A 22,434-nucleotide genomic window follows, 5' to 3' on the forward strand; every position below is an offset into this window, starting at 1 on the left:
TCCGCATCCCGTATCCGATCATGCGGCCGCGTCGGTTTCGGTCGTGCCGCCCAGCGCGGAACCGTCCTCGCCCGGCTCGGGCAGTTGGAGCGCGGCCATCATCTCGCGCAGTTCCTGCCGCGCGGCGACATGGCCCAGCCCCATCGCGCCGAATTCCTTGGAGTCGATCATGGTCAGGCCGTTGGGGAACATTTCGCGATAGATGACCCGCTCGCCCAGCCCCGGAATGATCCGGAAGCCGACCCGGCGCGACAACTGGGTCAGCGCGTCCGACACGCGGCGCATGTTGCGCGCCTCGATATGCTGAAGCCGGTTGCGCAGCACGACCCAGTCGATGGTGGTGCCGTCGGCGCGCGCCCGCTGCTTGCGCGCGTCCCAGATCAGCTCGGAATAGAAGCTGGGGCGCGTGACTTGGAAACTCTCCGGATCGACCTGGCCGATCAGGTCGAAATCGACGAAACTGTCGTTCATCGGCGTGACCAGCGTGTTGGACAAGGCCGCCGCCGTCCGCGCGAAATGGTCGTCGCGGCCCGGCGTGTCGACGATCAGGAAATCGGCATCCTGCGACAGGCCGAACCACAGCTCCTCGAACCCCTCCTCGGTCTGGGTGGTATGGGTCGCATGGACCGGCATGGGCAGGGCATGGCCCGTGCGCCGGATCGTCTCGGCGCGATTCTCCAGATACCGGCCGACAGTACGCTGACGATGATCCAGATCAAGACAGGCGACTCGGGCCCCCTTGGCGGCCAAAGCGATGGCGACATGGACCGCCGTCGTCGATTTGCCAGTGCCACCTTTTTCATTGGCAAAAACAATCACGTGGGTTGAAGATAGCCGCTCCGGCAACTCGTCGCTTCCTTATTGATCCCCGTTGCCACCCTTCATAGAAGCCCTCGGCGTGGGGAACGAGGGGTAAAATCAGTGGAAGTCATTCGGGATCGCGAAGCGCTGGCCGCGACGCTCGGCACGTTGCGGGCCGAGGGGGCGCGCGTGGCGTTCGTGCCGACCATGGGCGCGCTCCATGCCGGGCATATCGCGTTGATCGAGGCGGCGAAGCGGCCGGGAACCAAGGTGGTCGCGTCGATCTTCGTCAATCCCCGGCAATTCGGCGCGGGCGAGGATCTGGGCCGCTATCCCCGGCGCGAGGCGTCCGACCTGCGCATGCTGACCGAGGCGGGATGCGATGCCGTCTGGATGCCCGGCGTCGAGACCATGTATCCGGAGGGGCATGCGACCACCATCCATGTCGCGGGCGTCAGCGAGGGCTTTGACGGCGAGGCGCGTCCCGGCCATTTCGACGGCGTCGCCACCGTCGTTGCCAAGCTGTTCAACCAGGTCCGCCCCGACGCCGCCTATTTCGGCGAAAAGGATTTCCAGCAGCTGGCGGTGATCCGCCGCATGGTCGCCGATCTCGATTTCCTCATCGATATCGTCGGCGTGCCGACCCAGCGCGACGATGACGGTTTGGCGCTGTCGTCGCGCAACATCTATCTCGACGAGGAACAGCGGGCCAAGGCGGTGGCGCTGCCCCGCGCGCTGGGCGTCGCCGCGCGGGCGATCGGGCGGGGCGAGGAGGTGGCGACGGTGCTGGCCGATGCCCGCGCCACGCTGACCGCCGCCGGGTTCGAGGTGGACTATGTCGCCCTGGCCGATGCCGAGACGCTGGCCCCCGATCCCGCCGCCGATCGTCCCCGCCGCCTGCTGGCCGCAGCGCGCATGGGATCGACCAGACTGATCGATAATATCGCTATCACACTCGGTTAATGAGTTAACCAATTTGTGACCGTTATGGCCATAGACCCATGCTCGTGGACACGGTGTCCGCAAGAGGGGCATGGATATGGCCAATAGCAGCAAATCCGCGCAGTTCCTGATGGAAAGCCGGATCGCCGACCAGATGGCGACCGACGGCGCGGCGATGTACGATCTGGGCGTCGCCTTTTCGACCGGCTCGGGCGGCACCCGCCTGGACCTGATCGAAGCGCACAAATGGTTCAACCTGGCGGCGGTCGCGGGCTTCCTGCCCGCGCAGATCGCACGGTCCGAAGTGGCCGAAGACATGACCGCGCGCGAAATCGCCGAAGCGCAGCGCCAGGCCCGCGCCATGCTCTACGGCCATGTCCCGCAGATGCGTGCGGCTTGAGGTCCTGACACCCCGCCGATAGATGGCCCTGATCGTTTTCGATTTGGGGGGGCGATGGACGACAAGAGTGACGGCCAGGTGACCCTCCGTCTTGGGCGCGTCGCCGTTCATGTCGGGGTCGCGACATTGGTGGGCATGTCGGTCACGATCATGCTGGAGCGATACGGCCATTTACCGCACTGGATGGTGGTCAATAACGCAAGAGGCAGGTCGTTCGTCTGGCTGACCGGGCTGTTGTTCGGTTCTCTCGCATGGCGAATGCTGAACAAGGTGTTCCCGGTGCAGGGGAAAGGCGGAGCGTAGAGGCCGCCATGTCCGCGACATGAGGGATTCGGGATCGCAGGCGCGGGAACGGCTCCGTCATCGGCCGACCGGAATGATCGACGAGGCTTATCCCCGCCGACCATTTACGCCGTCATGCAATCGCGATCAGTCCGCCGCCTTTTTCGCAGCCGTCTTTTTGGGCGCGGCCTTTTTGGCCGGAGCCTTCTTCTCCGTCGCGGATTTGGCCGCCGTCTTGGCAGGCGCCTTCTTGGCTGCGGCCTTCTTTACGGGTTTCTTGCGGGCCGGAGCCGCCGCCGCCCGTGCGTCGATCAGCTGCGCGGCTTCCTCCAGCGTCAGCTGGTCCTTGTCGACCGTCTTGGGGATGGTCGCGTTCGTCTCGCCGTCCGTGACATAGGGGCCATAGCGCCCCTCCATCAGCTTGATCTCCGCCTCGGTGCGTGGATGCTTGCCCAGCACCTTGAGCGGTTCTCGCGACGCCGTGCCGCGCGCGGCACGCCCACCGCCCGCCGCCGCTTCGGCCAGCTTGACCACGGCGGCGTTCATGCCCGTCTCGAAAACCTCGGCGGTCGAGGTCAGGCGGGCATATTTGCCGCTATGCGCCAGATAGGGGCCATAGCGCCCGATCGACGCGGTGATCGGCTCGCCCGTCTCGGGATGGTTGCCGATGGTGCGCGGCAGGCTGAGCAGCTTGAGCGCCCATTCCAGGTCGAGATCGACATCCTTGGGGATCGAGGCGCGCTTGGCGTCCTTGCCCTCGCCCAGCTGGATATAGGGACCGAAGCGACCCGACTTGCGCTCGACCGGCAGTCCGGTTTCGGGGTCCTGGCCCAGCGTTTCCGGCCCTGAATCCTCGCCCGCACCCTCGCCGCCCTGCGCGAAGCGGCGGGTATATTTGCACTCGGGATAGTTGGAGCAGGCGATGAATGCGCCGAACCGGCCGCCGCGCAGCGCCAGCCTGCCCTCGCCGCAATTGGGGCAGAGGCGCGGGTCCGAGCCATCGGCCTTTTCGGGGAAGAGATAGGGTGCCAGGAACTGGTCCAGCTCGGCGGTGATCGCCGAGGGCTGCTGCTCCATGACTTCGGACGTGCGCGGCTTGAAGTCGCGCCAGAAGGCGTCGAGGACCGCCTGCCACTGGGCGCGGCCGCCGGACACGTCGTCCAGCTCCTCTTCCAGCTCGGCGGTATAGTCATAGCCGACATATTTCTCGAAGAAGCGTTCCAGGAACGCCGTCACCAGCCGCCCGCTCTCCTCGGCGAAGAAGCGATTCTTCTCGACGCGGACATAGGCACGGTCCTTCAGCGTCTTGATGATCGAGGCATAGGTGGACGGCCGCCCGATGCCGAGTTCCTCCATCCGCTTGACCAGCGACGCCTCGGAGAAGCGCGGCGGCGGCTGGGTGAAGTGCTGCTCGGCCTTCACCTCCTTCTTGGCGGGTGCATCGCCCTCGCGCAGGCGGGGGAGGCGGCGCGCCTCCTCGTCCTGGCTGTCGTCCTGGCCTTCCTCATAGAGCGCCAGATAGCCGGGGAAGAGCACGACCTGGCCGGTCGCGCGCAGCACATGGCGGCCGGTGCCGTCGGCCATGTCGATGGTGGTCCGCTCCATCCGCGCCGAGGCCATCTGGCTCGCCAGCGCACGCTTCCAGATCAGGTCGTAGAGGCGGCCATGATCGCCCGAACCGGCGCGGTCGCGCGAGAAGTCGGTCGGGCGGATCGCCTCGTGCGCTTCCTGGGCGTTCTTCGCCTTGGACTGATAGACGCGCGGCTTGTCGGGGACATAGGAGGCGTCATAGCGCTCGGCCACCGCCTTGCGCGCCGCCGAGATGGCCGACCCGTCCATCTGGACACCGTCGGTACGCATGTACGTGATCGCGCCGTCCTCATAGAGCTGCTGCGCGATCCGCATGGTGTGATCGGCCGAGAAGCCCAGCTTGCGCGCGGCTTCCTGTTGCAGCGTGGAGGTGGTGAAGGGCGGCGGCGGGTTGCGCGTCGCGGGCTTGGTCTCGACCGACTGGACCGCGAAGCGGCCTGCTACGACATCGGCCTTGGCGCGGGTCGCGTCGCCTTGCGTGCCGATCGACAGCCGGTCGAGCTTCTTGCCCTCCCACTGGACCAGCCGCGCGACGAAGGGCGTGCCGTCCTGCTCCATATCGGCCGTCACCGACCAATATTCCTGGGGCTTGAACGCCTCGATCTCGCGCTCGCGCCCGACGATCAGGCGCAGCGCCACCGACTGGACGCGGCCCGCCGACTTGGCGCCGGGCAGCTTGCGCCACAGCACCGGCGACAGCGTGAAGCCGACCAGATAGTCGAGCGCGCGGCGGGCGCGATACGCGTCGATCAGGTCGGTATCCAGCTCGCGCGGGTTCTGCATCGCGTGCAGGATGGCGGGCTTGGTGATCGCGTTGAAGGTCACCCGCTCCACCTTGTCGGGCAGCGCCTTGCGGTTCTTCAGCACCTCCTGCACATGCCACGAAATCGCCTCGCCCTCGCGATCAGGGTCGGTGGCCAGGATCAGGCGGTCGGCCTTCTTGGCCTCGTCGGCGATCGCCTTCAGCTGGCGCGCCTTGTCCGCGTAATTCTCCCACTCCATCGCGAAATTCTGGTCGGGATCGACCGAGCCGTCCTTGGGCGGCAGGTCGCGGACGTGACCATAGCTCGCCAGGACGCGGTAGTCCGAACCCAGATATTTCTCGATGGTCTTCGCCTTGGCGGGCGATTCGACGATGACAAGCTGCATGAGTGGTGAAACGCGTCCCTTATGTGCGTACGCGAGGATGGGGAGGGGGCGGGGGGCCGTCAAGCGGGGTTGGGTCGTTGGCGGTGGCGGTTCGGGCAGGTGCGGGTGCCCCGTTCAACGCTCTCGAACGAAACGCAGCGCTTCCCCCCGATAGGTCGGCCGGTCGTGCAAGGCATAGCCCAGCCGCTCCGCCAGGCGGATCGAGCCGAGATTGGCGGGCGCGATGATGCACTGGGTCGCGGCGGGCGCATGATGCTGCTCCATCCAGCGATGCGCGGCGGTCGCGGCCTCGAACGCGTAGCCCTTGCCATGCGCGGCGCTGGTGAAGACCCAGGCTGCTTCGGGTGGAGAGGGTGAAAGTTTCGGCACGACCTCGCGGCGGAAGTCCATGAAGCCGGTCTCGCCGAGATATTGCCCGGTGACCCGGTCGAGCACTGCGAACAGCCCGTGGCCGAATACTGACCAATAGCCGACGAAGCGCAACAGCCGCATCCACGCTTCCTCGCCCGACATCGGCGGACCGGCGTGACGGACCACCACGGGATCGGCGACCATCGCGGAATAGGCGTCGAAATCCGCCACCTCATAGGGACGCAGGGTCAGGCGTTCCGTCTGGATCATGCCAGCGCCACCCGGCCGCCCGCATGGCGCTCCAGCCGTCCGGCCAGCTCCAGTTCCAGCAGGATCGTCTGGACGATGGCGGGCGGGCGGCCGCTCTGGCGGATAATTTCGTCCACGCTCACCGCCACCGGGCCGAGCAGGTCGCCGACCCGCCGCCGGTCGGCATCGCTCGCCTCCTGCGGCGGCGGCGGGGTGTAGGCGCTATCGGGTGCGCGGACCATGCGCGGGTCGATCGGGCGAATCTGTTCGAGAATGTCCCCCGCCGACTGGATCAGCGTCGCGCCCTCGCGGATCAGCATGTTGCAGCCTTGCGCGCGCGGGTCCGCCGGGTGGCCGGGCACCGCCATCACCTCGCGCCCCGCCTCGCCCGCCAGCCGCGCGGTGATGAGCGAGCCCGAACGCGGCGCGGCCTCGACCACCACGGTCCCTTGCGCCAGCCCGGCGATGATCCGGTTGCGCGAGGGGAAGTGGCGGGCCAGCGGCTGGGTGCCCGGCGGCTGTTCGGCGATCAGCAGGCCGCGCGTCGCCACCTCTTCCTGCAACCGGGCATTTTCGGGGGGAAAGGCGATGTCGATGCCGCTGGCGATGACGCCGATCGTGCCGCCCTCCAGCGCGCCGAGATGCGCCGCGGTGTCGATCCCCCGCGCCAGCCCCGAGGTGACGGGCACATGCTGCGCCGCCAGATCCTGTGCCAGCCCCCGCGCGAAGCGGCAGGACGCGGCCGAGGCATTGCGCGCGCCGACCAGCGCCACCCCGCCGCGATGCGCCAGCCCGATGTCGCCGCGCACGATCAGCGCGGGCGGCGCGGTGTCGAGCTCGGCGAGCAGCGGCGGATATTCGGCCTCGCCCAGCAGGACATGCCGCGCGCCGAGTCGTGCGACCGCCTCGATCTCGCGGGCGATCAGTGCGGGATCGGGGATGCGCGGGCCATCGCCGCCGCCGCGCCGGGCGAGCATCGGCACCGCGTCCAGCGCCGCCTCCGCCGCGCCGAAGCGCGCCATCAATTGTCGCCAGGTGACCGGGCCGATGCCATGCGTCCGCAGCAGCCGGAGCTGCGCGAACCGGGCGTCAGCCACGCGTCTTGCCGATGCGCGGCTCGGTGCCCGCCAGCAGCCGCTCGATGTTCGACCCGTGCTTCCACACGACGATCAGCGCGAGCGCGATCAGCAGCAGGACCAGGTCGAACCGGCCGAGCACGGCGGCGGCCAGCGGCGCGCTGATCGCCGCGATCATCCCCGCCACCGCCGAGATGCGGATGGTGGCGAGCAGGCCCAGCCAGACCACCGCATAGATCAGGCCCAGCGGCCAGTAGAGCGCGGTGACGACGCCCATCAGCGTGGCGACGCCCTTGCCCCCGCGAAACTTCAGCCAGACGGGATAGCAATGGCCGACGAACGCCGCCGCCGCCGCCAGCACCTCCTGGCCGGGCAGCCAGTGGCGGACCAGCAGCACGGCGGCGACCCCCTTCAACATGTCGAGGATCAGCGTCGCGGCGGCCAGCCCCTTGCGGCCGGTGCGCAATACGTTGGTCGCGCCGATATTGCCCGATCCGATGCTGCGCAGATCGCCCGCGCCCGCCATCCGGGTCAGGATGATGCCGAAGGGAATCGACCCCAGCAGATAGCCGATCAGCAAGGCCCAGCTCGGCGGTCCCCAGATGATGTCGGTCGGCAATGGTCTTCCCCCGGTTCTCCGGGACAGACATAGAACAGCGATCCCGGCCTGTCCAATCGCGGCCCGCTCTGGTCTCGGCGTCGGGGGGCGCTTAAAGACGGCGGGATGAGCGATGCGCGTCCCATCCTGTTCTTCGATTCCGGCGTCGGCGGACTGTCGATCGCGGGCCCCGCGCGCGCCCTGCTGCCGACCGCGCCCTTCGTCTATGTCGCGGACAGCGCGGGCTTTCCCTATGGCGAAAAGACCGAGGCGGAGATTGCCGGGCGGGTACCCGCCCTGCTGGGGCGGCTGGCGGAGCGGTATCGGCCAAGGCTGATCGTCATCGCATGCAACACCGCCTCGACCATCGCGCTGCCCGCGGTCCGCGCCGCGCTCGACGTGGCCGTGGTGGGCACCGTGCCCGCGATCAAGCCGGCGGCGGCGATGAGCGAGACGCGGGTGATCGGCGTGCTCGGCACGCGCGCGACGGTGCGACAGGCCTATGTCGACGATCTGGCGGCGCGGTTCGCGGGCGATTGCCGGGTGATCCGGCACGGCTCGGCCGAGCTGGTCGAACTGGCCGAGGCCAGGCTGCGCGGCGAGACGCCGTCGTCCGAATCCTTCGCGGCGGTGCTCGACGGGCTGTTCGGGCAGCCGGGGGGCGAGGCGATCGACGTGATCGTCAACGCCTGCACCCATTTCCCGCTGGTCGAGGCGGAACTGACGGCTGCGGCGCCGCATCCGGTGCGCTTCGTCGATGGCGGGCCGGGAATCGCGCGGCGAATCGCGTTTCTGACCCAGGGGCAGGAGTGGCCCGACTCGGCGGGAGAGGGGGTGGCGGTGTTCACGCATCTGGGCGCGCGCGAGGCCGCCCTGCGACCGGGGCTGGCGGCGCGCGGCTTTTCGCGGATCGAGGCGCTATAGCATCGCTCGCCCCGCCCGAACGGGGCTTGCGAGCGATCCGCATCGGGAACCGTGGGGGCGCTGGGACAATATGTCCACCATGATCGATCACAGTCATCGCGGTTATCGACTCGCATCGCTCGCCGCATCGTCCTACATTCCCAACCCATGAGCATGGACGGTACGGACGTGCGCGTGGATTATTCCCGCGTCTTCACCCAGGCGATCGACCGCCTGCACGCCGAGGGACGTTACCGCGTCTTCATCGACATCTTACGCAACAAGGGCATGTTCCCCAATGCGCGCTGCTTTGCCGGTCATAACGGACCCAAGCCGATCACGGTCTGGTGCTCCAACGACTATCTGGCGATGGGACAGCATCCCAAGGTCATCGCCGCGATGGAGGAGGCGCTGCACGATGTCGGCGCGGGCTCGGGCGGCACGCGCAATATCGGCGGCAACACCCATTATCATGTCGATCTGGAAGGCGAACTGGCCGACCTGCACGGCAAGGAAGCCGCGCTGCTGTTCACCAGCGGCTATGTCTCCAACGAGGCGACGCTGGCGACGCTCGCCAAGATCCTGCCCGGCTGCGTGATCTTCTCCGACGAACTCAACCACGCCTCGATGATCGCGGGCATCCGCAATTCGGGGTGCGAGAAGCGGGTCTTCCGCCACAACGACCTGGCGCATCTCGAGGAATTGCTGGCGGCGGCCGATCCGGGCGTGCCCAAGCTGATCGCGTTCGAGAGCGTCTATTCGATGGAGGGCGATGTCGCGCCGATCGCAGCGATCTGTGATCTCGCCGACAAGTATAATGCGCTGACCTATCTGGACGAGGTCCATGCGGTCGGCATGTACGGCGCGCGCGGCGGCGGCATTTCGGAGCGGGACGGGGTCGCGCACCGGCTGACCGTGATCGAGGGGACGCTGGGCAAGGCGTTTGGCGTGATGGGCGGCTATATCGCGGCCGACCGGATGATCGTCGATGTGATCCGATCCTATGCGCCGGGTTTCATCTTCACCACCTCGCTGTCGCCAGTGCTGGTCGCAGGCGTGCTGGCGAGCGTCCGCCACCTGAAGCAAAGCGCGGTCGAGCGCGAGGGCCAGCAGGCCGCCGCCGCCCGGCTGAAGGCGATGATGCGCGACGCGGGACTGCCGGTGATGCTGGGCGAGACGCATATCGTGCCCGTCATGGTCGGCGACCCGGTCAAGGCCAAGAAGATCAGCGACATCCTGCTCGCTGAATATGGCATGTACGTCCAGCCGATCAATTATCCGACCGTCCCGCGCGGCACCGAACGCCTGCGCTTCACGCCCGGCCCCGCGCATGACGAGGCGATGATGGCGGAACTGGTGTCGGCCTTGGTCGAGATCTGGGAACGGCTTGAACTGAAGATGGCGGCTTAAGGCCTCTCCGTAATTCCATGTTCCCCGGCGAAGGCCGGGGCCCAGTTGCTGCAAAGGCAATGGTGCGCAGAGCGATGCGTGGGAGGCATGCGCCAAGGCTTCGCTTGGGCCTCCCACGCTTGGCCAGTCCGCTCGATCGGGGGCGTGGTAACTGGGCCCCGGCCTTCGCCGGGGAACAGGGGGTGATAGGGCTGTTGGACGCTGGAATTCGCGGGAAGGCGAGTCCGTGCCCGACGGCCCCGCCTTACGACTTGCAGTAACCTTCGCCCGTCTTGACCGTCAGGCACTCGGTCTTTCCCGCCAGATATTTCAGCCCGGTCGCATCGCCACCCGTCGGGCGCAGCGTCTCGCGCACGCCGTTGCGCTCGAAGACGATGGTGTCGCCCACCGCATCGCCCCGGAACTCGCCCCTGTGGTCGAGGTCCCATTGCATCTCCAGGCGATAGCGGCCGGGCGTCGCGGCATGCTTCACGTTCAGGACCATGCCCTCCACCCCGATCCAGCGGCCGACATAATCCGGCGCCTTCTTCTTGGGCACGCCGTTGAAGGTCGCGCCGTCGCCCGCCGGGCCCGCCGTCGCGGCCGCCTGGGGGCCGCTGGCCGGGGCGGCGCCGTTGGTCACCGAGTCGGGCGCCTCGCGCGAGCAGGCGGAGAGGGTGGCGAGGGCGGCGAGGATCAGGATACGCGTCATGCCGCGCAGAACCCCTGGCCATGGCGCACGTTCCGTTGCGCGAAGGGGTAGCCATCCGCCCCGTGCGCGCGTAAAGGCGCGCTCATTCCATTCCTACCCCGTCAGGAGCGCCCGTCCCATGCGCATCGCGATCGCATCCGATCATGCCGCCGTCTCGTTGAAGACCGTGCTGGCGGACTGGCTGCGCGAACAGGGGCATGAGGTGCTCGACCTGGGCACCGACGGCACGGCGAGCGTCGATTATCCCGATTTCGGCCATGCGGTGGCCGAGGCCCTGGCCGATGGTCGCGCCGAGCGCGGCGTGGCGCTGTGCGGCTCCGGTATCGGCATCTCGATCGCCGCCAACCGCCATCCCGCCTGTCGCTGCGCGCTCGTCTCCGAGCCGCTGTCCGCCGCGCTCGCCCGCCAGCATAACGACGCCAACGCCATCGCCATGGGCGCACGCGTCATCGGTGAGGAAATGGCCAAGGCCTGCCTGACCGCTTTCCTGTCCACCCCGTTCGAGGGCGGACGTCATCAGCGCCGCGTCGACATGCTGTCCGCTGCCCCCGCCCAGAATTGAACGCCCAAGGATATCCGCAATGAGCACGCTTAACGACGTCCAGCCCGCCGGCTTCTTCACCCGCACCCTGGCCGATGCCGACCCCGCCGTCTTCGCCGGTGTGTCGCACGAGCTGGAGCGCGAGCAGACCCAGATCGAACTGATCGCCAGCGAGAACATCGTCTCCAAGGCGGTGATGGAGGCGCAAGGCTCGGTCTTCACCAACAAATATGCCGAGGGCTATCCGGGCAAGCGCTATTACCAGGGCTGCGCGCCGTCGGACGAGGTCGAGCAGCTGGCGATCGACCGCGCCAAGCAGATCTTCGGCTGCGACTTCGTCAACGTGCAGCCGCATTCGGGCGCGCAGGCGAACGGCGCGGTGATGCTGGCGCTGGCCAAGCCCGGCGACACGATCATGGGCCTGTCGCTCGACGCCGGTGGTCACCTGACGCACGGTGCCAAGGCGGCGCTGTCGGGCAAGTGGTTCAACGCCGTCCAGTACGGCGTTGACCCCGAGACGCACCTGATCGACTATGACGAGGTCGCCCGCATCGCGCGCGAGTGTCAGCCCAAGATCATCATCGCCGGCGGATCGGCCTATCCCCGCGTCATCGACTTCGCCAAGTTCCGCGCGATCGCGGACGAGGTCGGCGCGTATTTCATGGTCGACATGGCGCACTTTGCGGGCATCGTCGCGGGCGGCCTGCACCCGACCCCCTTCGGCCATGCGCATGTCGTGACGACCACCACGCACAAGACGCTGCGCGGCCCTCGCGGCGGCATGATCATGACGAATGACGAGGGCGTAGCCAAGAAGATCAACTCGGCGGTCTTCCCCGGCCTGCAGGGCGGCCCGCTGATGCACGTCATCGCCGCCAAGGCGGTCGCGTTCGGCGAGGCGCTCCAGCCCGAGTTCAAGACCTATATCGCGGCGGTGGTCGAAAATGCCCGCACGCTGGCGGCGACGCTGAAGGCGCGCGGCGCGAACCTGGTCGCGGGCGGCACCGACACGCATCTGGCGCTGGTCGACCTGACCCCGCTGGGCATCACCGGCCGCGACGCCGACGAGGCGCTGGAGCGCGCGGGCATCACCTGCAACAAGAACGGCATCCCCAACGATCCGCTGCCCCCGATGAAGACCAGCGGCATCCGCGTCGGCTCGCCCGCGGGCACCACGCGCGGTTTCGGCCCGGCGGAGTTCGAGCAGATCGGCCATATGGTCGCCGATGTGCTCGACGGTCTGAAGGCCAAGGGCGAGCATGGGGACCCCGAGGTCGAGGCGAACGTTCGTGCCCGTGTGCGTGAGCTTTGCGCACGCTTTCCGATCTATCAGGGATAAGGACGCATGAGCAGCTTCGAAGACAAGATCAACGCTGTGCCGGAAACCGTGAAGAACACGCCGGGCCTGGGCAAGTCGATGGCCAAGTGGGCGGCTCTGGGTGCGGTGATCGCCATTCCGTTGCCGTTTACGATGCCGCTAGGTGCGGTGGCCGGAGCCACCTATGCCTATTGGAAACGCGACAAGAAGAAGATCTGAATGCGCTGCCCCTTTTGCGGCCATGAAGACAGTCAGGTAAAGGACAGCCGCCCCACCGAAGATGGGGCGGCGATCCGCCGCCGCCGCCAGTGCGAAGGTTGCGGCGCGCGCTTCACCACCTTCGAGCGCATCCAGCTGCGCGAACTGACCGTGATGAAGAGCGAAGAGCGGCGCGAGCCGTTCGACCGCGAAAAACTGCTCCGCTCCATCGCCATCGCGACCCGCAAGCGCCCGATCGACCCGGTGCGGGTGGAAAAGCTGGTGTCCGGCATCCAGCGCCAGCTGGAGACCAGCGGCGAGGGCGAGGTATCGTCCAAGCGGATCGGCGAGATGGTGATGGAAGGGCTGAAGCGCCTGGATTCGGTGGCCTATATCCGCTTCGCCAGCGTGTATCGCGAGTTCGGCGAGGCCAAGGATTTCGAGGCTTTTGCCGGGACGGTTGAGGAAGTGGCGCCGAAGGGGGAGTGAGGTGAGGTTCGGGGCGTGGGCTTCGACTTCGCTCAGCCTGAACGGAGGTTAGGAGTTATTTGGCTTTAACAAGGCAGCCGTTCAGGCTGAGCGAAGTCGAAGCCCAAGGGATTTCCCTTGCCCCAAATCCCGAAAGCGATAGCCTTGCGGTGCTCGCTTTCGGGGAAAGTGAATGGCCTTCTACTGCTACATCCTCCGCTGCTCCGACGGCAGCTATTACACCGGCCACACCGACAATCTCGAACACCGCATCGCCCAGCATCAGACCGGCGAAATCCCCTGCTACACCCACAGCCGCCGCCCGGTCGAACTGGCATGGTCGCAGGACTTCCCCACCCGCCACGAAGCCCTTACCGCCGAGCACCAGATCAAAGGCTGGTCCCGCACCAAGAAGGCCGCGTTAATCGCATCGGACTGGACGGCGCTGAAAGAAGCCGCGATACCGCGCGCGGAACGTGCCCTTCGACTTCGCTCAGGGCGAACGGAAGAGTGAACGTGAACAAATCCCAGCCCCCCGTCATCGTCCTGGTTCGCCCGCAGCTGGGCGAGAATATCGGCAAGGCCGCGCGTGCCATGCTCAATTTCGGGCTGGTCGAGATGCGCCTCGTCACCCCGCGCGACGGCTGGCCCAATCCGCAGGCGGGGCCCGCCGCCTCGGGCGCGGACACGGTGCTGGAACAGGCCAAGGTCTATGAGAGCGTCGCCGATGCGGTCGCCGACTGTGCGCAGGTCTATGCCACCACCGTGCGCAAGCGCGGCGTCACCAAGCCGGTCGTGACCCCGGAAGAGGCGGCGCGCGAAATCCATGCCGACACGACCGGCCGGGCGGCCTTCCTTTTCGGGCCCGAGCGATCGGGGCTGGAGACCGACGACGTGGCGATCGCGCGCAAGATCGTCACCGTGCCGATCAACCCCGAATTCGGCAGCCTGAACCTGGCCCAGGCGGTGATCCTGATCGCCTATGAATGGTCGAAGGGCGTCGAGCTGGCCCAGCCGCCCGAGGTCGAACTGCCCGAGGTCGCGCCGCAATTCGAGCTGGACGGCATGATCGGCCAGCTCGAGGAGATGCTGGACGGCGCGGGCTATTTCTTCCCGCCCGACCGGACGCCCGCCACCAAGCGGACGCTGCGCACCCTGCTGACCAAGCCCGGCTGGTCGAGCCAGGAAATCCGCACCCTGCGCGGCGTACTGTCGACGCTGGCCCGCCCGCGCGAGCGGTAACGTACCACCTCCGTTCAGCCTGAGCGGAGTCGAAGGCCACGCCGTGATCTCCGCCACGGGGACCGCTTGGCGGGGGATGGCCCTTGGCCTTCGACTACGCTCAGCCTGAACGGGATTGGGGTCGCCTTACCCCCGAGTCCGGTCGAAGGTCGCCAGTTCATAGGCGATCGACCCTTCGACCAGAACGTCCCACATCTCGGCGATCACGGCGCCGGGCAGGCCCAGCCGTTCGGCCTCGGCCCGCGCCTGTTCGATCACCTGGGTCTTGCGATCCTCGTCGCGCACGCGGTCGCGGCTCGGCTTGATCCGCGCGGCGGCGTCCATATAGCCGAAGCGGCGCGCAAGCAGCGCCACCAGCTCGCGGTCGAGCTGGTCGACGCCCGCGCGAACCTCCGCCATGGTGGTGCAATCGGGTCCGGCGAGAATCTGGGTCATGGCCAAGCTCTGCCGGGCGGCGTTCGCGCTGTCCAGTCCGGCTTGCGGGTCGCGGCTGGCGCGCGATAGGCTGCGGCTTCGTTCCAATTGGGAGATAGGACGATGCTGACCACCTTGCTGCTGCTTGCGCTTTCCGGCCAACAGGCCGAACCCACCCCCGCACCGGTGAAGGAAAAGAAGATCTGCCGCGCGCAGGAAACCACCGGCTCGCGCCTCGCCAGCAAGCGGATCTGCAAGACCCAGGCGGAATGGGACGAGATCGCTGCCAATGCCCGCAACGATGTGGAAAGCACCGCCGGACGGCTGAGCACCGCCAACGGCCGCTGATCCGCCGCTTCGCTTGACTCCGGGGTGCGTCTCGGTTAGGCGCGCCCCTTCGCAATTGCCCCCGCATCCCGGTGAAGCGGTGGGCCTGCGCTTGTCCCCATAAAGGCTTGCATGGTGCGATACCGGGACCAACGTCGTTCGTAATTGCCAAGGATTTAAGATGTCGAAGCGTCAGAGCGCGAAGTACAAGCTCGATCGCCGTATGGGCGAGAACATCTGGGGCCGCCCCAAGAGCCCCGTCAACAAGCGTGAATATGGCCCCGGCCAGCACGGTCAGCGTCGCAAGGGCAAGATGTCGGACTTCGGTCTGCAGCTGCGCGCCAAGCAGAAGCTGAAGGGCTATTACGGCGACGTGACCGAGAAGCAGTTCAAGGCCTGCTACCAGGAAGCCGCCCGCATGAAGGGCGACACCTCGCAGAACCTGATCGGCCTGCTCGAGCAGCGTCTGGACATGATCGTGTACCGCGCCAAGTTCGCGCCGACGATCTTCGCCGCGCGCCAGCTGGTCAGCCACGGCCACATCCGCGTCAACGGCGTGAAGTGCAACGTCGCGTCGCGTCGCTGCTTCGTCGGCGACGAGATCTCGCTGGGTTCGAAGGCGACCGAAATGGCGCTGGTCATGGAAGCACAGCAGCTCGCCGAGCGTGAAGTGCCCGATTACGTCACCGCCGACGGCAACACCAAGGTCGCGCTGACCCGCATCCCGACCCTGGACGAAGTGCCCTATCCGGTGAAGATGGAGCCGAACCTGGTCGTCGAATTCTATTCGCGCTAAGTTTTCGGGTCTTACCGAATTGCGGAAAGGGCGGTCCTTCGGGGCCGCCTTTTTTCGTTTCGGCGTCGCTTGCCGGATGCCGAAGGGCCGCCCATACTCCGCCCATACAAGGAGAGGGGTGCGATGCGACCGGGTTTTGTTGCCATCGGTGCATGGATGATCGCGACGGCCGCCACGGCCCAGACCGCCGAGCAGGGCCAATATGCCGGACAACTCCGCGCGATATTCACCGCGGTCGCCAGCGGCACCTGCCCGGCCGACCTGATGGCGGATGGCCTGCTCAAGGCGTATCAGGACCAACTCCCCCGGATGGCGCCGGACCTGAAGGCGGCGGGGCCCGTCAAGACGATCACCTTCGTGCAGGCCGAACAGATAAGCGGCGAACGCTATGAGCAATATCGGGTGAACTTCACCAACGGCGCGCCGTCCAAGTGGACGATCGGCGGGCTGCGCAATGGCAAGTTCCAGTCGGTCTATTCGCTGGGGGACTGACGTTTTCCCTTGGCCCGGAACGGCGTTTCCGGAGCTGACGCTGGAGCGAAGGCAAACGCCGGCATGCTTGCCCTCGGCGACGCCGCCCGGCACAACCTCCCCAAACACAAGGGGAAAGCACATCATGCGTCGTCTGGTCCTATTGTCCCTCCTGCTCTCGGGCACCGCCATCGCGCAGGAACGGCCCGCCATTTCGGTCGACACGCTCAAGACCGTGACGCAGGTCCTGTCCTCCGACGAATATGAAGGCCGCGCGCCGACCACGCCCGCCGAGGACAAGACGGTCGCCTATATCATCGACCGTTTCCAGAAGGCCGGTCTGAAGCCCGGCAATAAGGGCAGCTGGACCCAGGACGTGCCGATGGTCGAGATCACCGCGACCGACGTCCAGCCCTTCACGGTGGCGGGCAAGGGGCAGCCCATTTCGCTGGCCTACCGCACCGACATGGTGGCGGGGACCTATCGCGTCACGCCCCGGATCGACGTGAAGGACAGCGAGATGGTCTTTGTCGGCTATGGCATCACCGCGCCCGAAAAGGGCTGGGACGATTATGCCGGGGTGGATGTGCGCGGCAAGACGGTGGTCATCCTGATCAACGATGCCGACTGGCAGACCATGGGGCGCGATGGGCCGTTCGAGGGGCGCGCGATGACCTGGTATGGTCGCTGGCCCTATAAGTTCGAGAATGCCGCGAAGCACGGCGCCGCCGCCGCGCTGATCGTGCACCAGACCGAACCCGCCGCTTACCCTTGGGCGGTGGTCCAGTCCTCCTGGACCGGGCCGCAGCTGGAGCTGGACGAGGCGGGGGATCATATGGATCAGAGCCAGGTCATCGGCTGGATCCAGCAGCCCGTGGCCGAGCGCATCCTGAAGGCGGCGGGCCAGGACCTCGCCAGTCTGACCAGGGCGGCGCAGACCAAGGGGTTCAAGGCGGTGCCGCTGGGCCTGACCCTGTCGGGCGGCTTCGCCAACACGATCCGGCGCCAGGCATCCAAGAATGTGATCGGCGTCCTGCCCGGCACCACCGAGCCGGGCGATTACGTCCTCTATTCGGCGCATTGGGACCATCTGGGCCGCTGCGACGCGGTGGACGGCGACGATATCTGCAACGGCGCGCTCGACAATGCCACGGGCATCGCCGGGCTGGTCGCGCTGGCCGAGGCGCAAGCAAAGGCGGGGCCTGCCAAGCGCTCGATCGCGTTCCTGGCGGTGACGGCGGAGGAAAGCGGGCTGCTCGGTTCGGGCTATTATGCGCAGCATCCGGTGTTCCCGCTGGCGCGGACCGTGGGGGGCGTGAACATGGACGGGCTGAACGTGACGGGCCGCTCGAAGGACTTCGTGCTGGTCGGCAAGGGCAAGTCCGAGATTGAGGATCTGGCCAAGGGCTTTGTCGGCCGGCAGGGCCGCTATATCGGCGAGGAAGCCAATCCCGAGCGCGGCAGCTATTACCGTTCCGACCATTTCTCCTTCGCCAAGCTGGGCGTGCCGATGCTCGACGGCGGGTCGGGGCAGGACAAGGTGATGGGTGGGATCGCCGCAGGCAAGAAGGCGACCGAGGACTATGTCGCCAACCGCTATCACAAGCCCGCCGACGAATATGATCCCCGCTGGGATTGGTCGGGCGCGGTCGAGGATTTGACGGTCTATTATCAATTGGGCAGGACGCTGGCCGACCGGCCGGGCCTGTGGCCCAACTGGTATCCCACCGCCGAATTTCGCGCCATTCGCGATCAAAGCAGGAAGAACGTCCAGTGACCACGCAGACCGTGACCACGCCCCCGCCGCCCGAATGGGCCCCGCATGACGCCGTGTGGATCGGCTTTCCCAGCCATCCCGAGCTGTGGCAGGAGGATCTGGAGCCTGCGCGCGAGGAGGTGCTGGCCTTTGCCCGCGCCGTCCATGCCGATGGCCGGGGCGAGCGGGTGATCCTGGTCGCCGCAGACGGCGAGGCGGCCGATGCCGCGCGGGCCATGGCGGGCGACGCGGCGGAGGTGATCGTCCAGCCCTTCGGCGATATCTGGCTGCGCGACACCGGCCCGATCGTCACCGGCGACGGATCGGCACGGCTGTTCCAGTTCAACGGCTGGGGCGGCAAATACGACCTGCCCGGTGACGATACGGTCGGCGCGCGGCTGGCCGAGGATCGCGGTATCGCGGCGACGGTGTGCGACTGGGTGCTGGAAGGCGGCGCGATCGACGGCGACGGCACCGGGCTGGTCATCACCACGCGCCAGTGCCTGCTCAACCCCAATCGCAATCCCGAGCTGAGCGAGGCGGCGATCGCCGACCGGCTGGCGCGCGACCTGGGGCTGACGCGGATCGTCTGGCTAGGCGACGGCCTGCTCAACGACCATACCGACGGCCATGTCGACAATCTGGCGCGCTTCGTCGGACCGAACCGGGTCGCCATGCCCGAGGCGGCCGAGAACGACCCCAACTGGCAGGTCTATGCCGCCGCCAAGCGGACCGCCGAGGCGGCCGGGCTGGAGGTCGTGACCATCCCGTCGCCCGGCCGCGTGCTGCGCGACGAAGAGGTGGTGCCCGCCAGCTATATGAACTTCTATATCGGCAATGCGGCGGTCGTCGTGCCGATCTATGGCAGCGAGAATGACGATGCGGGCGTCGCCGCGATCCAGGCGATCTTCCCCGACCATCAGGTCATCGGCCTGCGCGCCGACGCGATCCTGACCGGCGGCGGCAGCTTCCACTGCATCTCGCAGCAGATCCCGGCGCGCTGATCCGAATCGCGGCCGACAAAAGGCCCGCGCTTCCAGAGGGGAGCGCGGGCCTTTTTGCTGTGTAACGCTTCCAGCGGAGAGGGATCGGGGATGCGGCCCCTCGCATAAGGTGCTACTCCTTTCATGATAGAAGGGGGATGCGCCATGATGATCGCCCGCTCGACTGCCACGCCCGATCGTTCCGTCTGGTCGGCCATCGTTCCTCCCCTCGTCATCATGGCGGCGGCGGCCCTGCTCCGCCTGCCGATCGCACTGGCCCATCCCCATGCAGCGGCATTGCTGTTCCTGTGGATCGCTTCCGACGCGATGATGCTGGGCCTGATCGCCCGCCATCGCCGTCCCGGCTGGCGCGCGGGCATTGCTGCCATGGCGATGGCGGGCTCGGCGGTCCTTTCCCTGTCGCCGGTGCCGATCCGCGCCGCCCTGGTCGACATGCCCTGGGCGCTGGCGGTGCCGGTGGTCGCGATCGGCCTTCATGGCGGCTGGGGCCTGTGGCGCGTGGCGGAGCGGGTGCGACATTGGGATGCGCGTGATCCCGATCGCTGGGGCGCATTGCTTGGCGAAATTCTACCCCCGCCACTCGCGCGCTTCGCCATGGCCGAGGCGAGGCTGCTGCATCTGGCCCTGTTTCGCTGGAACGGCGCACCCGACGTGCCGCCGGGGACGATCGGCTTTGCCTATCACCGCTATCTCCAGCCGATGATGATCGCGCTGCTGCTGCTATCCTGCATCGAGATCGGGGTCACGCACCTGCTCATTGCGCATTGGAACCGGACGCTGGCGTGGATCCTGTTCGCGATCAGCGACGTGTCGCTTCTCTATCTGGTCGGCCTCATCAAGTCGCTGCGGCTGGCACCTGTGTTGCTGACCCCGACGGGGGTACGGATTCGCGCCGGGATTCTGATCGACCGGATAATCCCCTATGAAGCGATCGCCGAAGTCACGGCGAATCCCGATGGAGAGACGGTGCGGGCGCCGGGCAGCTGGAACGTGGCGTTGCTCGCCTGGCCCAACCTGATGCTCCGGCTCGAAACGCCGCTGCCGCCCCGTTCGCCCTGGCATGGCGCGCCGGTCCACGCGATCGCCTTGCGGCTCGACGAGCCCGGTCGCTTCCTCGACGAATTGCGCGCCCGGCTGGTCACTCGGCGGGTGACGGGCCGGTCCTGAGCCATTAAAGGGCGTGGCCATGACCCAGATCACCGTCGCCGCGCTGCAACTGGCCTTCACCGCCGATATCGACCGCAACATCGCCGAGGTGTCGCGCCTCGTTCGCGAGGCGGCGGCCCAGGGGGCGCAGGTGATCCTGCCGCCCGAATTGTTCGAGGGCGAATATTTCTGCCGCGTCGAGGACGAGGGACTGTTCGCCAACGCCAAGCCGACCGCCGAGCACAAGGCGGTGCGCGCGATGCAGGCGCTGGCCTCCGAGCTGAAGGTCCATATCCCGACCAGCTTCTTCGAGGCGGATGGCCCGCATCACTATAACTCGCTGGCGATGATCAATCCCGACGGGCAGGTCGCGGGCGTCTATCGCAAGAGCCATATCCCGGACGGTCCGGGCTATGAGGAGAAATTCTATTTCCGCCCCGGCAATACCGGGTTCAAGGTGTGGGACGGCCCCGCGACCAAGCTGGGCGTCGGCATCTGCTGGGACCAATGGTACCCGGAGACGGCGCGCGCGATGATGCTGATGGGCGCCGAAATCCTGTTCTACCCCACCGCGATCGGCAGCGAGCCGCATGACGACAGCCTCGACACCGCCCGGCTGTGGCGGCGCGCGATGGTCGGCCATGCCGTGTCGAACGTCGTGCCGATCGTCGCGGCCAACCGGGTCGGCTGCGAGCATGGTCAGACCTTCTACGGCACCAGCTTCATCTGCGACGAGCGCGGCGACATCCTGGCGGAGTTGGACCGCGAGGAAGAGGGCGTGATCGTCGCCACGCTCGACATCGACCGGGTGAAGCGCCACCGCGCGGCGTTCGGCTTCTTCCGCGACCGCCGTCCCGAGCTGTACGGGCGGCTGGTCCAGGATATCTGACGTCTTGTTCCTCCCCAGGCGCGCTTGGGGAGGAGGGGGATCATCCCCGCAAGGCCAGCGCCCGTTCGAACACCGCCTCGAACATGGTGGGGGTCAGTCGCCCGGTATTCTGGTTGTAGCGCGAGCAGTGATAGCTATCGAGCACCACCGGCCCGCCGCCGGGCAGGCGGTGCTCGGCCAGATGCGCGAACCGCGCCTTGGGCAGGCGTCCGCCCAGTGCCTTGATGACCGATCGGTGCGCGATCTCGCCCAGTGCGATGACGACCGACAGCCGGGGCAGCGCGGCGAGTTCCTGCTCCAGGAAGGTGCGGCAGGTGCGGATTTCGTCGGGCGTCGGCTTGTTCTCGGGCGGCAGGCACTTGACCGCGTTCAGGATCACCGCGCCGTTCAGCGTCAGGCCGTCATCGACCCGCGCGTCGAAATTCCCCTCGGCCAGCCCGAACCGGGCGAGCGTGCCATAGAGCAGCGGCCCGGCGCCATCGCCGGTAAAGGGGCGGCCGGTACGATGCGCGCCATGCTTGCCGGGGGCCAGGCCGACGATCGCCAGCCAGGGATCGGCATCGCCGAAGGGCGGCACGGGGCCGTTCCACCAGCCGGGATATTCGGCGGCGACCGCGTGGCGGACCTCGACCAGGCGGGGGCATAGCGGGCAGTCATGGGGCGGCTGGACGGGCACGAGCGGTGCGGGGATGGCGGGAAAGGATGCATCGGACATCGCGCTCGGGTAGTCGTCGGGCATGACGACGACAAGCTATGCCATCGCGCTGGGTTCCAACCGTCCGGGGCGGCATGGCTCGCCGCGCGCCGAGATCCGCGCGGCGCTGGCCAAGCTGGGCGATGTCCGCGCGGTGTCGCCGATCATCGTCACCGCGCCGGTCGGCCCGTCGATCCGGGCCTTCGCCAATGCCGCCGCGCTGGTCGACAGCCCGCTCGATCCGCCCGCGATGCTGGCGCGGCTGAAGGCGATCGAACGCGCCTTCGGGCGGCGGCGCGGGCAGCGCTGGGGCGCGCGGGTGATCGACCTCGACATCATCCTGTGGTCGGGCGGGGTCTGGCGGTCGCCGGGACTCGTTGTCCCACACATCGCCTATGCCGCACGCGCCTTCGTGCTGCACCCGCTGGCCGCCATCGCCGCGGACTGGCGCGATCCGCGCGACGGCCGCCGGGTGAGACATTTGCGACATGGTGTTGACCGCAGGCGTCCGCGCCCCTAGGTCGCTTCCACCCCGATGGAGGGTCCGTAGCTCAGTTGGTAGAGCAAGCGACTTTTAATCGAGAGGTCCCGGGTTCGAGTCCCGGCGGACCCACCACGGGGTGTTTCAAGACATTGCGGACCTTTCCCGATCGGCAGGTGGCATAAGCGCCCCGCCGCGTCCCCGCCTGATACGCGTGGCACGATGGGGTCATGGCGGCAGGGGCTGC

25 protein-coding genes, 1 tRNA gene and 1 pseudogene are annotated in these 22,434 nt (G+C 67.5%); 19 read left to right on the plus strand and 8 right to left on the minus strand.

Going from position 1 to position 22,434, the window contains the following annotated elements; all coding sequences use genetic code 11:
* Positions 1 to 18 precede the first annotated feature (18 nt).
* The gene (locus QE385_RS12560; protein WP_307102313.1) at positions 19 to 846 is read right to left on the minus strand and encodes a division plane positioning ATPase MipZ; all 828 of its coding nucleotides are present in this window, start codon (positions 844 to 846) and stop codon (positions 19 to 21) included.
* Positions 847 to 921: 75 nt separating this feature from the next.
* Here QE385_RS12560 and panC point away from each other — a divergent pair, with 75 nt between their 5' ends.
* The 3 genes from panC to QE385_RS12575 all read left to right on the plus strand — a co-directional run bounded on the left by panC (position 922) and on the right by QE385_RS12575 (position 2,446).
* Positions 922 to 1,764 (plus strand): pantoate--beta-alanine ligase, encoded by an 843-nt coding sequence (gene panC / locus QE385_RS12565; RefSeq protein ID WP_307102315.1) that lies wholly within the window; start codon positions 922 to 924, stop codon positions 1,762 to 1,764.
* Positions 1,765 to 1,840: 76 nt separating this feature from the next.
* Positions 1,841 to 2,143 (plus strand): hypothetical protein, encoded by a 303-nt coding sequence (locus tag QE385_RS12570; RefSeq protein ID WP_307102317.1) that lies wholly within the window; start codon positions 1,841 to 1,843, stop codon positions 2,141 to 2,143.
* 54 nt (positions 2,144 to 2,197) lie between these two features.
* The gene (locus tag QE385_RS12575) at positions 2,198 to 2,446 is read left to right on the plus strand and encodes a hypothetical protein (protein WP_307102319.1); all 249 of its coding nucleotides are present in this window, start codon (positions 2,198 to 2,200) and stop codon (positions 2,444 to 2,446) included.
* A gap of 126 nt (positions 2,447 to 2,572) precedes the next feature.
* Here QE385_RS12575 and topA read toward each other — a convergent pair whose 3' ends face one another.
* The 4 genes from topA to plsY form a co-directional block, all read right to left on the minus strand.
* Positions 2,573 to 5,164, minus strand: coding sequence for a type I DNA topoisomerase (gene topA / locus QE385_RS12580; protein WP_307102321.1), 2,592 nt, complete (start codon positions 5,162 to 5,164; stop codon positions 2,573 to 2,575).
* Positions 5,165 to 5,278: 114 nt separating this feature from the next.
* Positions 5,279 to 5,785: a GNAT family N-acetyltransferase gene (locus QE385_RS12585; RefSeq protein WP_307102323.1), complete on the minus strand. Its 507-nt coding sequence runs from the start codon at positions 5,783 to 5,785 to the stop codon at positions 5,279 to 5,281.
* Positions 5,782 to 6,861 carry a DNA-processing protein DprA gene (gene dprA / locus QE385_RS12590; protein WP_307102324.1) on the minus strand — a complete coding sequence of 360 codons (1,080 nt, stop codon included), beginning with the start codon at positions 6,859 to 6,861 and terminating at the stop codon, positions 5,782 to 5,784. Before dprA ends, QE385_RS12585 begins: the two co-directional genes overlap by 4 nt.
* Positions 6,854 to 7,459 carry a glycerol-3-phosphate 1-O-acyltransferase PlsY gene (plsY, locus tag QE385_RS12595; protein ID WP_307102326.1) on the minus strand — a complete coding sequence of 202 codons (606 nt, stop codon included), beginning with the start codon at positions 7,457 to 7,459 and terminating at the stop codon, positions 6,854 to 6,856. The genes dprA and plsY overlap by 8 nt, the downstream gene beginning before the upstream one ends.
* A 105-nt stretch (positions 7,460 to 7,564) precedes the next feature.
* On the opposite strand from plsY, the gene murI reads away from it, so the two are divergent.
* Together murI and hemA are read left to right on the plus strand one after the other, a co-directional pair.
* Positions 7,565 to 8,362, plus strand: a complete 798-nt coding sequence (gene murI / locus QE385_RS12600; protein WP_307102328.1) for a glutamate racemase — start codon at positions 7,565 to 7,567, stop codon at positions 8,360 to 8,362.
* Positions 8,363 to 8,509: 147 nt separating this feature from the next.
* The gene (gene hemA / locus QE385_RS12605; RefSeq protein WP_373424665.1) at positions 8,510 to 9,751 is read left to right on the plus strand and encodes a 5-aminolevulinate synthase; all 1,242 of its coding nucleotides are present in this window, start codon (positions 8,510 to 8,512) and stop codon (positions 9,749 to 9,751) included.
* A gap of 244 nt (positions 9,752 to 9,995) precedes the next feature.
* Here hemA and QE385_RS12610 read toward each other — a convergent pair whose 3' ends face one another.
* Positions 9,996 to 10,442: a hypothetical protein gene (locus QE385_RS12610; RefSeq protein WP_307102333.1), complete on the minus strand. Its 447-nt coding sequence runs from the start codon at positions 10,440 to 10,442 to the stop codon at positions 9,996 to 9,998.
* A 118-nt stretch (positions 10,443 to 10,560) separates the two neighbouring features.
* Here QE385_RS12610 and rpiB point away from each other — a divergent pair, with 118 nt between their 5' ends.
* From rpiB to QE385_RS12640, 5 genes and pseudogenes are all read left to right on the plus strand, one after another.
* Positions 10,561 to 11,004, plus strand: a complete 444-nt coding sequence (rpiB, locus tag QE385_RS12615) for a ribose 5-phosphate isomerase B (protein ID WP_307102335.1) — start codon at positions 10,561 to 10,563, stop codon at positions 11,002 to 11,004.
* A gap of 19 nt (positions 11,005 to 11,023) precedes the next feature.
* Positions 11,024 to 12,322 (plus strand): serine hydroxymethyltransferase, encoded by a 1,299-nt coding sequence (gene glyA / locus QE385_RS12620; protein WP_307102337.1) that lies wholly within the window; start codon positions 11,024 to 11,026, stop codon positions 12,320 to 12,322.
* Between the two features lie 6 nt (positions 12,323 to 12,328).
* Positions 12,329 to 12,520, plus strand: a complete 192-nt coding sequence (locus tag QE385_RS12625) for a hypothetical protein (protein ID WP_058731921.1) — start codon at positions 12,329 to 12,331, stop codon at positions 12,518 to 12,520.
* Positions 12,521 to 12,988 (plus strand): transcriptional regulator NrdR, encoded by a 468-nt coding sequence (gene nrdR / locus QE385_RS12630; RefSeq protein ID WP_307102340.1) that lies wholly within the window; start codon positions 12,521 to 12,523, stop codon positions 12,986 to 12,988.
* A gap of 172 nt (positions 12,989 to 13,160) precedes the next feature.
* Positions 13,161 to 14,209 (plus strand): annotated as a pseudogene (locus tag QE385_RS12640) (TrmH family RNA methyltransferase).
* A gap of 126 nt (positions 14,210 to 14,335) precedes the next feature.
* Here QE385_RS12640 and QE385_RS12645 read toward each other — a convergent pair.
* The gene (locus tag QE385_RS12645) at positions 14,336 to 14,644 is read right to left on the minus strand and encodes a chorismate mutase (protein WP_307102347.1); all 309 of its coding nucleotides are present in this window, start codon (positions 14,642 to 14,644) and stop codon (positions 14,336 to 14,338) included.
* A gap of 102 nt (positions 14,645 to 14,746) precedes the next feature.
* Here QE385_RS12645 and QE385_RS12650 point away from each other — a divergent pair, with 102 nt between their 5' ends.
* From QE385_RS12650 to aguB, 7 genes are all read left to right on the plus strand, one after another.
* A complete protein-coding gene (locus tag QE385_RS12650; RefSeq protein ID WP_307102349.1) occupies positions 14,747 to 14,971 on the plus strand; it encodes a hypothetical protein in 225 nt (74 codons plus the stop codon).
* A 160-nt stretch (positions 14,972 to 15,131) separates the two neighbouring features.
* Complete coding sequence (gene rpsD / locus QE385_RS12655) at positions 15,132 to 15,746, plus strand: 30S ribosomal protein S4 (protein ID WP_183950038.1); 615 nt, start codon at positions 15,132 to 15,134, stop codon at positions 15,744 to 15,746.
* Between the two features lie 123 nt (positions 15,747 to 15,869).
* Positions 15,870 to 16,238, plus strand: coding sequence for a hypothetical protein (locus QE385_RS12660; protein WP_307102352.1), 369 nt, complete (start codon positions 15,870 to 15,872; stop codon positions 16,236 to 16,238).
* Positions 16,239 to 16,362: 124 nt separating this feature from the next.
* Complete coding sequence (locus QE385_RS12665) at positions 16,363 to 17,994, plus strand: M28 family peptidase (protein ID WP_307102353.1); 1,632 nt, start codon at positions 16,363 to 16,365, stop codon at positions 17,992 to 17,994.
* Between the two features lie 11 nt (positions 17,995 to 18,005).
* Positions 18,006 to 18,977, plus strand: coding sequence for an agmatine deiminase family protein (locus QE385_RS12670; protein WP_307104718.1), 972 nt, complete (start codon positions 18,006 to 18,008; stop codon positions 18,975 to 18,977).
* 144 nt (positions 18,978 to 19,121) lie between these two features.
* Complete coding sequence (locus QE385_RS12675; RefSeq protein WP_307102355.1) at positions 19,122 to 20,144, plus strand: hypothetical protein; 1,023 nt, start codon at positions 19,122 to 19,124, stop codon at positions 20,142 to 20,144.
* Between the two features lie 19 nt (positions 20,145 to 20,163).
* Complete coding sequence (gene aguB, locus QE385_RS12680) at positions 20,164 to 21,012, plus strand: N-carbamoylputrescine amidase (RefSeq protein WP_307102357.1); 849 nt, start codon at positions 20,164 to 20,166, stop codon at positions 21,010 to 21,012.
* 40 nt (positions 21,013 to 21,052) lie between these two features.
* Here aguB and QE385_RS12685 read toward each other — a convergent pair whose 3' ends face one another.
* Complete coding sequence (locus QE385_RS12685; RefSeq protein ID WP_307104720.1) at positions 21,053 to 21,727, minus strand: uracil-DNA glycosylase; 675 nt, start codon at positions 21,725 to 21,727, stop codon at positions 21,053 to 21,055.
* A gap of 22 nt (positions 21,728 to 21,749) precedes the next feature.
* Between QE385_RS12685 and folK the strand changes: the two genes are divergently transcribed.
* A complete protein-coding gene (folK, locus tag QE385_RS12690) occupies positions 21,750 to 22,226 on the plus strand; it encodes a 2-amino-4-hydroxy-6-hydroxymethyldihydropteridine diphosphokinase (RefSeq protein WP_307102358.1) in 477 nt (158 codons plus the stop codon).
* 20 nt (positions 22,227 to 22,246) lie between these two features.
* A tRNA-Lys gene (locus QE385_RS12695) sits at positions 22,247 to 22,322 on the plus strand.
* Positions 22,323 to 22,434 lie beyond the last annotated feature (112 nt).

This window comes from Sphingomonas sp. SORGH_AS_0950 (assembly GCF_030818415.1).
Classification (GTDB): domain Bacteria; phylum Pseudomonadota; class Alphaproteobacteria; order Sphingomonadales; family Sphingomonadaceae; genus Sphingomonas.